Source organism: Deltaproteobacteria bacterium, from assembly GCA_016931625.1.
In the GTDB taxonomy this organism is placed as follows: Bacteria; Myxococcota; XYA12-FULL-58-9; order XYA12-FULL-58-9; family JAFGEK01; genus JAFGEK01.
The window spans coordinates 1-16,543 of record JAFGEK010000118.1; the positions used below are offsets into that span (position 1 = coordinate 1).

The 16,543-nt window shown below is 40.3% G+C and carries 11 protein-coding genes, 1 tRNA gene and 1 pseudogene; 2 read left to right on the plus strand and 11 right to left on the minus strand.

Annotated features, from left to right (window positions below; all coding sequences use genetic code 11):
- Nucleotides 1-195 precede the first annotated feature (195 nt).
- From JW841_10370 to JW841_10385, 4 genes are all read right to left on the minus strand, one after another.
- A complete protein-coding gene (locus JW841_10370) occupies nt 196-3,258 on the minus strand; it encodes an efflux RND transporter permease subunit (protein ID MBN1961341.1) in 3,063 nt (1,020 codons plus the stop codon).
- The gene (locus tag JW841_10375) at nt 3,255-4,346 is read right to left on the minus strand and encodes an efflux RND transporter periplasmic adaptor subunit (protein MBN1961342.1); all 1,092 of its coding nucleotides are present in this window, start codon (nt 4,344-4,346) and stop codon (nt 3,255-3,257) included. Before JW841_10375 ends, JW841_10370 begins: the two co-directional genes overlap by 4 nt.
- A 25-nt stretch (nt 4,347-4,371) precedes the next feature.
- Entirely contained in the window at nt 4,372-5,730 is a 1,359-nt protein-coding gene (locus JW841_10380; protein ID MBN1961343.1) for a TolC family protein, read from the minus strand.
- A gap of 130 nt (nt 5,731-5,860) precedes the next feature.
- Nucleotides 5,861-6,502, minus strand: a complete 642-nt coding sequence (locus JW841_10385; protein ID MBN1961344.1) for a TetR/AcrR family transcriptional regulator — start codon at nt 6,500-6,502, stop codon at nt 5,861-5,863.
- Nucleotides 6,503-6,656: 154 nt separating this feature from the next.
- Between JW841_10385 and JW841_10390 the strand changes: the two genes are divergently transcribed.
- Nucleotides 6,657-7,634 carry a DUF2183 domain-containing protein gene (locus JW841_10390; GenBank protein MBN1961345.1) on the plus strand — a complete coding sequence of 326 codons (978 nt, stop codon included), beginning with the start codon at nt 6,657-6,659 and terminating at the stop codon, nt 7,632-7,634.
- 6 nt (nt 7,635-7,640) lie between these two features.
- Here JW841_10390 and JW841_10395 read toward each other — a convergent pair whose 3' ends face one another.
- The 7 genes from JW841_10395 to JW841_10425 all read right to left on the minus strand — a co-directional run bounded on the left by JW841_10395 (nt 7,641) and on the right by JW841_10425 (nt 15,876).
- Nucleotides 7,641-7,796, minus strand: a complete 156-nt coding sequence (locus JW841_10395) for a hypothetical protein (protein ID MBN1961346.1) — start codon at nt 7,794-7,796, stop codon at nt 7,641-7,643.
- A 102-nt stretch (nt 7,797-7,898) separates the two neighbouring features.
- A tRNA-Val gene (locus JW841_10400) sits at nt 7,899-7,973 on the minus strand.
- A 57-nt stretch (nt 7,974-8,030) separates the two neighbouring features.
- Entirely contained in the window at nt 8,031-8,696 is a 666-nt protein-coding gene (locus tag JW841_10405; protein ID MBN1961347.1) for a TetR/AcrR family transcriptional regulator, read from the minus strand.
- Nucleotides 8,671-10,125, minus strand: a complete 1,455-nt coding sequence (locus tag JW841_10410) for a coniferyl aldehyde dehydrogenase (protein MBN1961348.1) — start codon at nt 10,123-10,125, stop codon at nt 8,671-8,673. The genes JW841_10405 and JW841_10410 overlap by 26 nt, the downstream gene beginning before the upstream one ends.
- 139 nt (nt 10,126-10,264) lie before the next feature.
- Complete coding sequence (pheA, locus tag JW841_10415) at nt 10,265-11,962, minus strand: prephenate dehydratase (GenBank protein ID MBN1961349.1); 1,698 nt, start codon at nt 11,960-11,962, stop codon at nt 10,265-10,267.
- A 56-nt stretch (nt 11,963-12,018) separates the two neighbouring features.
- Complete coding sequence (locus JW841_10420) at nt 12,019-13,602, minus strand: DUF1957 domain-containing protein (protein ID MBN1961350.1); 1,584 nt, start codon at nt 13,600-13,602, stop codon at nt 12,019-12,021.
- Nucleotides 13,603-13,635: 33 nt separating this feature from the next.
- Nucleotides 13,636-15,876, minus strand: coding sequence for a DUF4912 domain-containing protein (locus JW841_10425; protein MBN1961351.1), 2,241 nt, complete (start codon nt 15,874-15,876; stop codon nt 13,636-13,638).
- Nucleotides 15,877-16,134: 258 nt separating this feature from the next.
- Here JW841_10425 and JW841_10430 point away from each other — a divergent pair.
- Nucleotides 16,135-16,458: pseudogene (locus JW841_10430) on the plus strand (hypothetical protein).
- Nucleotides 16,459-16,543 lie beyond the last annotated feature (85 nt).

Genomic DNA, 16,543 nt, shown 5'->3' on the forward strand with positions numbered 1-16,543 from the left:
AGTTATATGGATAAGTATGGCCTTTTTCTGAAAGAAGATCCGTTTTAATCCCTAGAATAAAATACCCTTGTGGGTAATTCATAAGATTTAATAAGATAATCTATGTTTTTCAAGGAGTTAATTTCGTCTGGCACCGGTTGTTTGTGGTTGTTTGCAGCTTGTTCGTCTGGGCTATCTCTAAACTAGAAATTACCTCTAATCAGTAGCCGTCGTCTTCTCGCTAGTAAATAATGAATATAATACCGGCACCACTAATAATGTCAACAATGTTGAGGCTGTCAAACCACCAATAATAGTCCAACCCATAGGTGCCCACAAAGTGCCACCTCTTAGGGTTAATGGCAACAAACCGCCAACAGTTGTAGCGGTAGTCAATATAATCGGCAATAGTCTTGTACGACCTGCGGTACGAATAGCATCGCCAACACTCATACCTTTTTGGCGTATGTGGTTGGCGTAATCAATCAAGATTATTGAATTATTGACCACGATGCCAGCAAGACTTGCTAAACCAACAAAAGCTGTAAATGAAAAGCTGTTACCCGATAACCAAAGGGCTGGGAATACACCTGCTATTGATAAAGGTATGGCAACAAAAACGATTGGTGCTTGCACAATCGAGCGAAACTGAAAAACTAAAACCGCAAACATTGCAAACAATGAAATTATTAACGCGCTTTGCATACCACCAAAAGATTGTTCGCGTTCTTCTTGTTCACCAGCAATATGAAAACTAATACCTTCTGGCCAACTACGACTATTAATGGTTTGTAGCACTTCTTGGGTAACCGCAGCAACGTTAAACCCATCACGCACATCAGCAGTTATTGTGGCCGCACGATCTCGACGATAATGAGTAATGAATGATGGGCTATCACCAAATTCTGGTCGTGCAAAATAACTTAACGGCACCGGCTGACCACTTAGTGTCATTAATGTAATATCCTTAAGATCTTCATACGTTGGCCGATCATGCATTGTCGCTCGCGCCACAATATCACGCTCTTCGCCAGTGTCATCACGCAATACTGCGACTTTATAACCAGCAAGTGCCGCTCTTATTGATATATCAACATCACTTACAGTTAAGCCATGACGCGCAACTTTATCGCGATTAATAACTAAACGAAGATCCGTTGCGGCTGAACGCCAAGGATTATTTACATTCACCACACCTGATACCTGATTAGCTATATCAGCTACGGCGGCAGCTACATCGCGTAAAGTATCAAGACGATCACCTAAAATTTTAATCGCCAGCGGGGCTTCAATTGGTGGACCTTGTTGCAACTCTTTAACTTCGATCTCAACTCCCGTAAAATCAGCAAATTCTTGACGCAATTTTGCAACTAGATCTGGTGTTTCTGCTGTATCATAACTCTGTAGTTGCAAAAGCACTTGTGCGTGCGTTGGCATATCACGTTTCATTATTATGTTATAATAAATACGCGGATTTCCATGACCTACATTTGCGGTTACTGATTGAATTTGCGCATACTTTTTAAGAACTTGCTCAACTTCTATAGTTTTTTGATTGGTTGCATCAATACTGCTACCCTTGGGCAAATCAACATTTATTATTATATATGGTTTTTCAGCTTTCGGAAAAAAACTAACTCCAAGACCACCCGCTACCCCCACACTCGCAACAAGTATAGCAACAGCAATAAGCAGTGTAGTTTTTGGACGCTTAAGCGCCTTATCGAGTATGCGCGGATAACTATTAGTTGATATATAGTCAGTATATACTTGTAATATGCCTCCTTTATTTGCAGCGGTTACATCGAAAAAACGACTAGCTAATAACGGCGTAACCGTCAGCGCCAATAACAAAGATGCAGTCAGCGCCGCAATTACGGTCACCGGCATACCACGAATGAATTCACCGGTCAGTGATGATAAAAATGCTATTGGCAAAAATACGATAACCGTCGTCAACGTTGAACTTATAACTGGAGCGGCAATTTCTGATACGGTATGCGTAGCTGCATCGCGTATCGAATAGCCTTGCCTTAAATACCTTGCAATACATTCAGTAATAACTATACCGTTATCGACTAACATTCCTAAGGCTATTACCAAACCAGAAATAGTCATCTGATCTATCGCAAAACCAGCAGTATTTACCCAGCCAAGTGCAATTAATACAGATGTCGGAATTGCGAAACCAATTATTAGTGCTGCTCGCCACCCTAAAACTAACCAAATAAAGGCAACAACAAGCACAATTCCCATTAGTAAATTTATGCCAAAATCTTTTAAGCGTAATTTTACTGAATCAACTTGGTTGAAAACCGTTGTAATCTCTACACCTTTAGGTAATGTTTTTTTAAAGGTAATAAGTTTTTCATCTATTTCGTTACCAATCTGCATAATATTTGTATTAACTTTTTGATGCAGGGTTATTAAAACAGCACGCCGACCATTGGTTCGCGCCAAATAATTTAACGGCTTTTGTGCAAGGTTTACCTGCGCTATATCTTTAAGCCGAATGACATTGCCATTGTGGGCTGCTACTACAGACTGGGCTAATTGATCCGCTGTCGCTGGAGGCACACTAGTTCGAACGGATAGTTGCTTTGGTCCAATATCAACCGCACCACCTGGTATACTAGCACTTGCGCTTTTAATCGCGGTAAATAATTGCGACATAGGCACATGCATCTGCCCCATACGCGCAAGATTCATTATTACATTGACTTGCTCTTGTGGCTCTGCCCATATTTCAACTTTTTTAATCCCTGTTGTGCGCTCAAGCTTCTTGGCTAATTGATCCGCAATCCGTTCAAGCATCATGCTATCAACTTCATTGCTATTTGCTGTAGCGCTAATAGCAATTTGCAACATTGCAATATCACTCATTGCCCATTTACGAACTTCAAGTGCAGCAATATCACCGGGCAAATCCGGACGAACTTGATTGACCTCTTCGACAACTAGACGATGCTTTTCATCAGCATCACTACCCATCTCAAATTCTATATTAATAACGGCTAGACCATCTTCAACAGTTGCCTCAAGACGTTTTATATCATCAAGTTCATCAAGCGCCTTTTCTATTGGGTCAACAATAAGACGCTCCATCTCTTCAGGACTTGTACCAGGATATACTGCATATATTGAATTACCTGGTGGCTCAACCTGCGGATCTTCATATCGTGGCATATTCAAAATAGCGAAAACACCAATAGAAACTAACAACAGCAACATAATTATAACAAACTGCCAATTATTTAAAATGACACGTGCAAACTTCATGTGTCTTCTCCGACTTTTTTTGCAACAATTTTGATATTCTCTTGATCACGCAGATATGCTGAGCCTTCAGTTACTACCAAACTACCGGCTGATAGCCCTTGACTAATTACAACTTCATTACCAACGATAGCCGCAATTTCAATTTGCGTACGATGTACCTTATCTGTTTTCTTATCTACAATAAAAACATAGGCTTGCTTACCATTACCTTCAGTGAGTGCTTCAAATGGTATAAACGGTAAATGTTGCACTGTTTTCGTTTTTATACTCACTCGCGCAATCATCCCTTGCAGTAAAGTTACATCACTAGCTTGCATTTCCAGTTCGACGGCAAAGGTACCACTAACTGGGTCAGCAGCTGCGGCTAATTCACTAATAGTTGCAAAAAACTGCTGTAGTGGGTACGCATCAAGAAATACTTCTGCCTTATCACCAAGAGAAAGAGCTACGATATCGCGGTCAGTTACTGCCACGCGAACAAAAAAAGCTCGTCCGGTTGCACCGAAAATAAATATGGGTCTTCCAGGGGAGGTAAGCTCACCCACTTCAGCTAAACGTCGCAGAATACGACCATTACTTGGGGCACGAATAGTACTGTGCTGCAAATTAAAAATTGCAATATCATTTTTCGAGCGCATAACTTCAAGATTGGTAGTGGCGTCTTGCAATTGCTCAATCGTAGCTACACCATCGTTATAAAGTGCTTGCACACGTTTTAAGTCGCGCTCTGCTTTTGCTAAGCCAGCCGCAGCCATCTGTGCTGAACTACTAATTTCAGCCAAATCTAATTGACCTAAAATTTGGCCCTTTACTACAGTATCACCTTCTTTAACCTTGAGTTTGGCAATCACTCCACCAGTTTTAAAACTAAGGTTTATTGTATGGTCTGCTTCAACAACGCCTGAACCAACAATAGTTTGCACATAATCTTTATTTACAGCTTGTTGTACACGTACTGGCACACCTGATGACTTGGTTTCATCAGCCTGTACAGATGATGAACAACTAGGCATCAGAATGATGGTTAACAACAATGCTAAAACTGATAACGCCGACGCCATGTATCGATATTTCTTATTGGTTAACATTTGTAAACACCCCTTCAATATGTGCTTAGTTAATACCAAGCGCATGTTTTAATTCTGCTTGTTTAATTTGTAAGTCAAAATTTGCTACCGCATTGGCAATCTCAGCACCGACTAATGCGGTTTGCGCTTCAATAAGTTCAATATGTGGTGCCATGCCTAAAGCAAATCGCTTATTTACTATGACAAATGATTGTCGCTCACTTGCTACACGAGCGTCTGCAGATTCAATAGCACAACGAGCAACGGCAATGCCTTCTATTGCTTGCCGCACCGCCAAATCAATGCCGAGCTCGAGTTCACGATAGCGCGCCTTAGCGAGTTCTACTTGTTTTTCAAGACGTTGTTTTTCAGCACTATCCTGCATTCCATTAAATATATTCCACGACAACGCCAAAGACGCCATCCAATACCTATTGCTATCACGTGAATAATACGAGGTTCCTTCATAACCATAATCAAATACCGCAACTAATGATGGTAAGTATTTATTGGCAGCTAGATCAACACCCTCGGCTGCTGCCTTTTGGGCAGCGGTAGCTGCTTTAAATTCTGCACGCGTGTGAGCTTTCACAATAAGTTCTTCAAGATTTTTGGTGCTAGCTGCTTCACTAGATTGCGTATTTTCATCTATAGCAATTTCAATGACCTTATCTAAAGGTCGATTTAACAAAAAATTAAAATAGTTCTGGGCAATCTTCGCTTGCATTTTTGCTTCTCGTTCTTTTTGATCAAATGCTGCAAGTTCAGCTTTTGCCCTAAATACTACATCAGGAGTTGCTTTGTTTTGCTGTACCAGTGCTTCACTTACGCGCATACTTTCTTCTAGCAATTTGCGAGTATTAACCAATACGGTTAGCACTTCACTACTCTTACGCCAGTTAAAATATGCTGTTTGCACATCTAATACGAGTTGCTTTTCAAAGGTGGTTAATTGGGCAGCATCGATTTCGGTAAGTGCATGGTGCAATTGATAATTGTCCAAAATTGCCGGTACAAATAGGGGCTGCGTAGCACGTAACTTCGTATCATGCTCGCGACTGCGCAGCATAGGTATTTGCATATTTTCAATATTGGTTGGAAAACGCGGTGGTTGCCCTTGCGACACTAACATCTCATTAAGCGTGCCATAAACCGGGTTAAGCATATCACCGGATGGGAAAGATATCTCGCGTCCACCACCAGCTCGTGAATAGCGCACCTCAAGACTTATGCTAGGCAAAAAACACCCGCGAGCTTCTTGTAGTGCAAACTGACTCGCCTCAACATTTAAATGGCGTTCTTTTAAAGCGATGTTAGATCGACGTGCTATGTCGATATAATCTTCGATAGTTACAGCCTTTGCCGTATGCGGCACGCACATGAGAAAAATAATAATTATAAACATGATGATTAACCAAACACCACAAACCGAATTTCGGTCACCATGTAACTTATATTTTTTTAACTGCCTGAAATTTTTTTATGAACATTTGACATTTGCTGACTCTCAGTCATTGATAAGCCAAAAAAAATTGCTAAGCAGCAATTGCTTTTATTGCTAGCTCTATTGAACCTGACAATAAATCATCTGTAGTAATACCAACATCTCCTGAAATATGTTCTCCTTTTTTTGACATAATAAATTGTATAACACTATTTAACTGTAACCATAACCACAAACATGCTAACGCAGGATTAACATCAGAGCGAATTTTTCCTTGTTCAATACCAGTTACAATTGCCGATATCAGAACAGAAAGGGCTCGCTGCCCTTCGCAATGACACATTTGACCATTTTCAGTTTCATGATTTTCCCAATCAATATCTATATCATTATAAAAAACCACGGCTTCATTATAATGTGGATATTCTTGGCAAAACTTTAAATAAGTTAATGCCATTGCCCTGATCTTAGCAAAGGCGTCATCGTGTTTTTTAGCCTCTGCATCTAACATGTCAGCAAGAATACTCAGCCCCCTTGCTGCAACACCAAAATAAAGCTCTTCTTTTGTTGGAAAATATAAATAAATCGTGCCCTTACTTAACTCTGCAATAGCTGCTACGTCATCAATTGTTGTATTACGTACTTGTTTTTCATTAAAAGCTTTCTCAGCGGCATCTAAAATGTCGTTACGCCTTTGTTGCTTTTCCCGATCTTTGCGCTCTTGAATGCCCATAGTTTAATGACCATACGATATGAACTGAATATTAGTCACAATATCGTATTCGTTCATCAATTGCAAACAAAATATTATTTTTGGGTAAATGCCAGAATAAATTCGTAATTATTCGCTTTTAATTAAACAATTATCCTAATAATATTCAGATAGCATGAAAACATTTATATTTTTTACCTTATTAATTATTTTCAATACAAAATCTGTAGCCTTTGCCAAAGACCCCATCAAGATGCTTATCTTCACGGGTTATGGCACTCCTAATAATGTCTATTTAAGTGGACGTGTTTTAGAAAATGAAGGTCTAAAATCGCCTGACTCAAAACGTTCTGCTTTTAAAAACCTAGTCGATAATGTGCACCGTCTTGAATCTGATGAGGTAAAAGGTGCTGAAATTGTTGTTATTCTTGAACAACAATCATGGCAATGCAAAACTGACAATGATGGGTTATGGTCAATAGAAGCAAAAAATATGCATCCTTCGCTTACTTTGGGCACACATATAGTGCAAGTTTATCTCAACACCGAATCTGCTGAACCAAAAGGTAGCGGTGAAGTTATAATCATTGACAATAAACCTAGCGTAGCGATCGTTAGTGATTTTGACGATACCGTTGTGCATTCTTATATTGGCAATAAATGGAGCATGGCCAAACAAGCTTTATTGAAAAACCCGGCCCAACAAAAACCTATTGATGGTGTTGCTGCAGTCTATCAAGCAGCAGCACAAGCAGGAGCTGTAGCCTTCTTTTACGTAAGCGGCAGCCCGCAAAATTTCTATGAACGTATTAACGACTTTCTAAATTTCTATAAAATACCAACTGGGCCCTTGTTGCTGAAAAATTTCGGTAGCGACCCACTTTTTGAACAAGAAGGCTATAAAACAAAACGCATAGATTTATTAATGCAGCGATTTCCTAAACTTAAATTCATCTTAATTGGTGATTCAGGTGAACATGACCCTGAAGTTTATGCTAAGACTCTTGAAAAATATCCTAACCGGGTTGCTGGCATATTCATTCGTCTCGTAGAAAAAGATAAAAGCCCTAAAGAACGTTTTATAAACATGCAAACAGCACCTGATTATAATAATGCGATTGCAACAATTACGAATTGGGTAAAAACAAAGTAAAAAAACTTAACCTTCATTAGATAGATACTCACCTTTTCTATCACGACGTCGTTTCAATTCATTTGCATATTTTCTGCCTAAGTTAGCAGCATTTGTCTGTATCCATTCGGTTAATTTTGTTTTACCTGCTGGTGGGGCATCTACATAAAGTAAATCTTGCATTAGCCCGACAATTTCTTCTTTAGTAACTACAACATCTAGCGCTTTGATTAAATGGACTTAGGAAGGGTACCAAGCATGGAATGACAAGAACCGTAAAAACCCTGGTGGGCGGAGGGGGTTTCGAACCCCCGGCATCCAGCTTGTAAGGCTGGCGCTCTACCGCTGAGCTATCCGCCCACTTCGGTGCCTCTTTTAGCTCGTCTGGTCACTTTTAAGCAAGTCTAAGATTATTTTTTACAACCTAAATCCTAAATATAGCTCATTTAAAACACCCTGAGCTGTGTTTTTGGCAGCTTTAACAATACCTTTTCCTGGTAATTGTCGATCAATAGCTAAAACGCTAAGCCCATGAGCCAATGACCAGGCTGCTAATGCCATGAGACTTGGCTCACCTTTTTTAAGCAGATTAGCTTTTTGACAACTAGTGATAGCTTCTATTAATACGGTAAAAGCTGCTTGTGAGGCACGAAGAAGCTCAGGTAAATCTGTTTTTTTCTCTAATGAAGCGTGATGCATAATACGAAATATACTTGTATACTTTTCAGCATAACTCACATAAGCTTTGCCTGCTGCTAAAAAACCTGCCAATGGATTATCAGCTTGCAACATAGACCGTTGCATTAACTCTGCCAGTTTTATAAAACCTTGTGTTGCTAATGCTGCGAGTAAGCCACGTAGATTACCAAAATGATGCGCAGGCGCTGTATGACTTACACCAACAAATGCTGCTATTTTACGTAGAGACAATCCTTCAAGCCCATTTTTTTTAACAATAGCTACTGCTGCGTGTAGTAATTTATTACGTAGATCGCCATGGTGGTAGCTATTGTTTGCGGCTCTGCATGATTTGCTTATTTTAATTTTGTTAATAGAATTACTTTGCTTGCTTTTTAGCCGCATTGGTTCGACCTATCATATAAGGCCATATTTTATTAAACCAAGGTTTCATTGGCCGTTGAAGAAAATCTGCGTAAGCAAATCTGCTTTGCACAAATACCGACATCTCATGTGAAAATGTACGAAAGCCGGTTTCGCCATGATATGCGCCCATGCCGCTTGGACCAATACCACCGAAAGGCAAGTTTTCTTGAGCTATTTGCATCATTATTGTGTTAATTGCTACTCCACCTGCAATAGTACTTGAGAGTAATTTCGCTTGCCGTTTTTTGTTATTATCAAAATAATATAAAGCCAATGGTCGTGGCCTCGCATTAACATAGGCAATTGCATCAGCAATTATGTCGTAACCAACTATTGGTAATAAAGGGCCAAAAATTTCTTCTTGCATAATTGCCATATCATCGTTGACCTGCCAAAGCAGATGAGGAGCAATTTTTCGTGTGCCGGTTAAAGATTCTGCTGCAGGATTAATCTCTAAAATTTCTGCATTATGAGAACGGGCATCATCAATTAAATGTTGTAAACGCAGCAAATGACGCTCGTTAATAATTGCAGTATAATCAATATTATCACGCAATGTAGGGGCATAAACTGCAATTGCGGTTTTCAACTCTTCAACAAGCGCTGGGATTAAATCTTTTGGAGTAAGAATATAATCAGGAGCTACGCAAACTTGTCCTGCATTAAATAACTTGCCCATCGCTATACGTTTAGCTGCAAGCGATAATGGGTACTCACGATGAATAATTAGTGGCGATTTACCACCAAGCTCAAGCGTTACCGGAGTTAAATTTTTTGCTGCAGCTTGCATCACAAGATGACCAACATTTGTTGAACCGGTAAAAAATAAATGGTCGAAAGCTAGTTCAACAAAAGCTGCACCGATGTCAGAGCCTCCCGATACAACATTAAGCCAAAGCGGATCGAATTTTTCGGCAATCAACGAGGCCATTAACTCTGTAGTGTTCGGTGTGAGTTCTGAAGGTTTTATCATTACTCGATTGCCCGCGGCAATCGCTGAAGCCAAAGGAATTAATAGCAGTTGTATCGGAAAATTCCACGGAGCCATTACACCGACGACCCCAAGTGGTTGTGATAAAACAAAGCCGCTTGATGGCTTGACATAATATACTAATTTTTGTTTACGTGGCCGCATCCATTTTTTTAAATGTTTAATGTTGTGTTTAATGGCGTTAGCAGTCGGCAGCAAATCACCAAGTCGAGTGTCAATAAGCGAACGCCCGCTGTAATCATCGTACATTGCTTGTGCAAATTGTTGCTGATTATCGAGCAAAATGGATTGCAAGCATTTTAACTGCTCGATTCTAAAAGCATAGCTCGGTGGTAATTCACTACGAGAAGCTTGCTGCTGCGCCGTGAAAGCTACTTTCATATCAGCTATTGAAGTAATTTGTGACTGTATTCTCATTTTGGAAATGTATAGGCTTATCTTTACACTGTAAAGATAATATAACTATTTTCACGTAGTTGTATGATCGCAATCCATCATCAACATCACGACGCACAATATAAAACTAACGATGACTTGAATATTAACCACTGTTCAATTAAAATGCTCTTGGATAACTACCGAGTATCGCCACCTGACATTCTTGTTCAAGTTCTTTAATAGCTTTCGCCAAAGGTTGGCATTGTCGATGACCTTCAACATCAATATAAAAACGGTACTCACCAAGCTGTCGCCGTGTAGGTCGTGATTCAATTTTTGACAGATTAATACTGTGACGTGCAAGTACTTGTAAAATGTGATCGAGAATCCCTGGTTTATTTGCCACATTATGAATACATATACTGGTGCGGTCATTCTCTGTGGGTGAAGCATCATTTAAAGCAATAACTAAAAAACGTGTAACATTATTTTTTTCATCTTCAATATCACGTGCTAATACTGATAGGCCCGCTGCTTCGGCTGTAGCTGCCAACCCAATTGCGGCATCACCTTCAATACGACCATCAGCAACCTGCATGATAGCCTCAGCAGTACTATTTGTTTCAACCAATTTTGCTTGCGGTACGTTTTCTCTCAGCCAATTACGTACTTGTCCCATTACCGGGGCAATACTAAATACTCGCGTAATTGACTCAACTGTCGTACCCAAAGCAGCACATATAGAATGGTGAATCGGCACCAACAACTCCGCACTAATTCGCAAACCAGTATCAAATAAACAATCAAGAGAAACAACAATAGTTCCATCTATTAAATTCTCAACCGGCACTATCCCTAACTTCACTTCATTTTTTTTAACTGCGTCAAATACATCTGCAATAGTACGACAATAGACCGGGGCCAGCATTTTACCGCGCATTTGTTCATATTGACGTACGGCAACGTCAGAAAATGTACCAGGTGGACCAAGAGTAGCTATGCGCTCAATGTTTTGTTGTGGTCGAAAGCGCGATATAGCAGATAAACAAATATCAGTATTATTCAACTCGGTTTCACTATCGCTAAAAATACTCGCAGAACTTTCAATCTCATTTTGTAATTCTTTGAGATTACCTTGCTTTGCTAACTGACATAAACGTTGTGCCGCAGTTAAAAAAGCTTGGCGAACTTCGTTATTTTTTGGGTTTTCTAACTGAATCGCCGCATAAAGAACTGGATCTTGTAAAATAATACGCGCTAAAAATGTGCGCATTAAAGTATACGCTGGAGTAGTAAACTCTGGAACCGTTAGACCTTTAAGAGTACTTGCAGCCGCAAGAGCTACAAAATGGGTCAACCCTTGTAATATAGCCATTGCCTCATCTTGGGTGCGTGCATCTACTGTAATCATGTGTGCACCCTCATTAACCAGCAACGCACGCAATTTTGCAAAAACGGGTCCGGCGCGAAACATTTCTGTTAGAATTGTAACACCTTGCAGATTTTCTATACGTGGGCCATGTAGAGGATGGAGACTAACTAATTCAATATCTTCACGTGTTACTGTTTGAAATGCCGCAGCCACTGCAGTTTTAACTGATGCAAAATCACAAATCAGCGCACCTGGCTTTGCTGCTCGCGTCGCCATTTGCACCATCATTGGAGTAGTCTCAATAGGTGTACTTAATATAATTATATCAGCCTGCTTAATAGCTGCTTCGTTTTCACACGTATATTCGACTCGGGCTATACTAGCTGCTTTTTCTAATTTAGTTTTATTTCGACCGGTAATAGTTACTTGATTACCTAAGGCTTGCAAACGCGCGGCATACCATAACCCTAATCGCCCAGAACCACCAATAATTGCAATTTTCATACAATCAGACATCGATATATAACCTATTAGCTCGTGTTTTAATTAGAGAATTATGATTATGTTGCATATACATGATAATCAACAAACGGAAATATGTTATCACGTTCTTCAATTTCTTTAAGCCAATCTTCGTTTATGGCACCTTTTGTAATTGCCTCATAGAGATCATTAAAACAATTGATATGAGTTTCAGTACGTTTTGAAGCATATTCAACCGAGGTACCAGTTTTCATAATAAAAGCCCAGTCACTAGCCTGTGCTAATAATAATTCTCTTACCGCTTGATTTAAAGCACGCCGTAATAAACCATCTGCGTGTGGATATTGCTGTGCTAATTTAATCATACGTTCGGCAATTTTATGCAAATGCGGATAAATCCAATGGTTGCTTTGGTCAAGCCAGACTTCACCATAACCCTTATAGCCCCATGATGATGTTGCCGGACGCGCAACTTGATTAGTTGGATATTCATTAAGATACTCTGATGGTAATATCGGCGAAACTGTTGCTTGATCATACTGCATCTTGCGAAATAATAATTCTAAGAAATGTGGACCCTCATACCACCAATGGCCAAAAAGCTCTGCATCGTATGGTGCTACAATAATTGGTTTACGATCCATACGTTCACACAGATACTCAATTTGACGCTCACGATTAAACAAAAAATTTGCTGCGTGCTCAGCAGCTTTACTCTCAGCCAATCCCGGGTCATATGGCTCTTTATATTCACTATTGCGCGAAGTAATACGGTAATACTTAAGGCCGGTCTGAACTCTAATACCATCAGGATGAATATAAGGACGAATATAAGAAAGTGGTAGATCAAAACCAATATCACGATAAAATTCGCGATAAACCGGATCACCAGGATAACCTTCTTGTGCACTCCATACTTGTTTTGAACTCTCGGGGTCCCGCGCAAAAGCCGCCACCCCTGTTGGACAAAATGTTGGTGAAAAAATGCCGTATAAAGGTCGTGGTTCTGCAAATAACAAGCCGTGTGTATCGACAAAAAAGTAACGGATGCCAGCTTCTCGCAATAATTCTTCAATACCGCTAACATAGCCACACTCAGCTAGCCACATTCCAGGAGCACGTTTGCCAAAATGGTGCTCATGATGGTCAGCAGCTATCTGTACTTGTGCACGCATCGTAGTCCAATTGCGATCAGCAAGCGGGAAAAACTGATGCGTTGCGGTACAAGTAATAATCTCCAACATCCCCATGCGCTCAATAGCAGCAAAAGCAGCAGAGACATTGCCTTGGCAGTTACGATAAGTATCTCGAATAGAGCTTAAACGGTCATGATACATACACGCTAATCTATTAAATGTCTGTTCATTGCGTGTGCGACCCATTTCAAGATTTGCTAACTCAATAGTGCGATCAAGATATTTTGCATAACGCTGCATTAACAATGGATCACGCAGCATCGCAGTAAGTGGTGGTGAAAATGACATAGTAATACGAAAATCTACGCCATCACGCAATAAATTTTGATACACTTGCAATAATGGAATGTAGGTTTCAGTAAGTGCTTCAAATAGCCAACGCTCTTCTAAAAAATCTTCGTGCTCTGGATGACGAACAAACGGCAGATGTGCGTGAAGCACAATTGCCAAATAACCACGAGCCATTGACGATCTCCGTAGGATCAGCAAGCACGTCCATTAAGGACGAGGCAATTTAGTCTTCTTTTTTGGGCGCCTAGCTGGTTTAGCCGTCGTCGCCGATGTTGCCGATGACGATTTAGCCCGTGATGTTTTAGGGATAGCGTTTACCTTATTTGTATCGGCTAAACGCTTGGTAGCCACCTTTTTTTGAAAGGTTGCAGTAGTTTTAATAGTTGGAGATTTTGTAGAATTTGCATTTTTTGATTTTGCCGATAAAGAATTTACAGCAGCCTGAGTTGTGGTTTTTACCTTATTTGAAGTCTTATCAGTAGCCGCAGCCTTTGCCCTCATAGAAGAATTGGCTTTAGCTATAGCCTTTGTTGATTTATTTGTAGCTACGGTTTGTCCTTTAGCTGTCGCATTAATGCTTTTATTTGTATTATTTTTTACTTTTTGAGAATTTGTTACAGCGCCTGCCACTGGTGCCTTTGCTCCTTTTTCATGGCCGACTATACTCTTAGTACGAAGTGCAAGTATTTTATTTATCGTGCTTGGTTTTTCAGCCATTGGCGCTATAGCAAACCCCTGCCAACCTTCACCAACAGCAGCACCAACGGTTGTTTGATCTTTATTTTTTGCTATTTGCTCGCTAGCACCAACAAAGGCTGATTCACTGCCGCCAGCAAAACCAAAACCGCTGGCGCCGCCTAATAAGTTTTCGCTACTACCAAACATTTCACTGGCACCACCATAAAGGTTTTCACTCGCACCCATGGCTGAAAATAAACTCGCACCTCCCCAATTTATTTCACTAGAACCTAAGGCAAACACTTCACTTGCGCCTAAAGTCATGGTCTCAGAAGCACCGCCTAATAATAATTCACTGCCACCAAGCCATAATCGTTCACTAGCACCAACAAAAAGCTCATGGCTCCCACCAACTTCTTCTTGCATATATCCTTCTGAAGCCCCAGCAAATATACTGCGTTTTTGGTAAGCACCAAATATACGTTGATAAAGCGTTGCAGACTTAACCCGCTCATATGCACCATAACCACCCCATGACATATGAATCATCCAAGCATCAAGCACTCGCCTTTCACCCCAAGAATTAATTCCTTGAATAAGAACATGCCAAGGCCCTAAAGAAATTTGTTCGTTGCCAAGAACTTTGCCTTTAATACTGCCTTGCTGGGCGTCATACCAAATTTCAACTGGACCTAAATGATGCGCTGGTATCTTAATCGGGCCACTATGCCAAGAAACCTTTTGGTTAGTACCATACCAGGTAACCCATCGCATAAAACGGCCACCTATATTTTGTTCAAACCATTCACTTCGTTGGGTTTCACCACCAAATAAAAATTGAAAGGTTTTTGCACCTTCACCTTGCCACCATACTGTATGGCTTCGTAAGCCTGTATTTACAGTGCCATAGTTAGAACTATCGTTTTCAACATATTGATACGTGCCATTTTGATGATGAGATTCACCGTACGAACTAGGTGAAGGCGTTGGATAAGAACGAGGTGTGAAGCGATGATGATAAGTAGGTGACAGCGGTGGCTTCTGCGCTGGTTTTACAGTCATCCATTCAACGCGCCCATCAGCACAGACGCTACCTGCTGGCATCTCTGCTGCACCTGAACGAGCCATCGCCGCAAAGTACCCTTCATTACTTTTCATACCAATTTCAATGTGAAAAACTGCACGCGGACGGTCAATTTTTAAAAAGTAATTTCGCCAAGATCTATCAACTTCAATGTCAAAATAATTATTAGCGTTAGTACCATCAAATAGCCGATAAGTAGTATCGTAGACTCTTAATACAAACTTGGCTTGTGACCCACCTTCATTAAGACGTTCTCTTGCTGCAGCAATAGAATCATCAGTAGCTTCCCAATAAATGTAAAGCCAATGAGGATCACGTGGTAGTGCAACAATATCAGTCTCACCATAACCCCAAGGTATTGCGTGAGGTTGCACCTGCTGCTTATCAAGCGTTAACTCTTTGGTTGTATTAGTTTTTTCTTGGTTTTTCTCTACAGTTTCTACTGTTTCTATGTTTTTTAATGGTGCCTTAGTTTTGTTTGTTTTCAATGCGCTTGTTGCACCACTTTTGGCTTTAACTGCGCGTGACTTTTTGACTGCGGTATCCTTAGACATTGATGAACTCATCACCTTATCAAGAATAGCCACGAGTTCAGCTTTACGACTAGTTGCAGATACCTCGAGGCCATGCTGTTGGGCTAATTGTCGCAATTCTTCACGACTTAAAGTTTGCAAGGAAGCGTTCATGTCATACTCCCCTTTGTAAATACGGCATTTAACGGGGAACGCAACGAATATGGGCTACCTTACGTTATGGGTCAAGCATGCAAATTAAGGAATTACTGAAATATGCTGCTGTAGGTTCAGCGCGGATCCATTGTTTTGTATTCTAATTATGTAATTTGGCATAGTTAGCATTATCAGTTGGCATAGTTTATACCAATTTGTTATCCAAATTCGCTAGTTTAGATTCAGATTTATTCACTTATAGCTATTAAAGCAGCAATGACGACAAAATCCAATAATATCAATCGTTTAATTAGCATTCGCGGAGCTCGACAAAACAATCTCAAAAACATTAATTTGTCTATACCTCACCAAAACTTAACTGTTATCACCGGAGTATCAGGTTCAGGAAAGTCATCGCTAGCTTTTGCCACACTATACGCCGAGGGACAGCGTCGTTATGTTGAATCATTTTCGGCTTATGCTCGCCAATTTCTTGATCGTATGGGACGCCCAGAAGTCGATGCGGTAGAGGGTATACCTCCTGCAATTGCGATTTCTCAAGGCGCCACAGTAAAAACTTCTCGCTCTACAGTCGGCACCGGGTGCGCGTTCAAAAATTGCTCAGGCCGATTAACCGTTTATAGTTAGTTGAAATATCAAGATAATTTACAAAAAGTACACGTAC